Raw genomic sequence first — 560 nt, 5'->3', positions numbered from 1 at the left:
GTATCTGTTCCCGTGACGGTCCCTGACGTGATTGATTCAATTCGCCAGTTCGTGAGTAGTGGTCCACCCATCTCAGCAGTCGTTTTCGTGCTGACGTCACCTTCTTGAATACGGTCGCCTTCCTGTATACGAATGTAGCGAGGGTTCGACGCTGGAAGGTCAATGAAAATCTCTCCTGGATCCGTGTTGACTAACGCGTCGACTCCATCGATCGTTCGAACTTCTACCGTTCGCTTGGAATTTTCGTTGCTCATTGTTATCAGTTATTGTGAAGTGGGCTCTGAGAGTGGTACCGTAGTACATACGCTACCGTTGTGAGCTCGATCGATAGACGATCTCTATCAGGGTTGCACCATTGTACCTACTGACGTCGCTATCGATTTCGGCCATGAGTTCCCCCGCTCAACATACTCCAGCTAGACGTTTCAGCCTGTCGTCCAGTACGAAGAAATCGAGGCTAACGGACGAACGGTTGCTACTAAGCTAATACGTGGGGCCGTCGTAGCCAACGAACGATGCGGTCACATCGTCATGAAACGCAATCGTTCATCGACTTCATG

The 560-nt window shown here is 50.4% G+C and carries 1 pseudogene; it reads right to left on the bottom strand.

Going from position 1 to position 560, the window contains the following annotated elements:
* Window positions 1–254 (bottom strand): annotated as a pseudogene (locus tag AC1XDK_RS30795) (hypothetical protein); the annotation flags it as partial.
* Window positions 255–560 lie beyond the last annotated feature (306 nt).

It is taken from the genome of Haladaptatus sp. HS23, from assembly GCF_056892285.1.
This window is presented reverse-complemented; position numbering and strand designations above follow the sequence as displayed.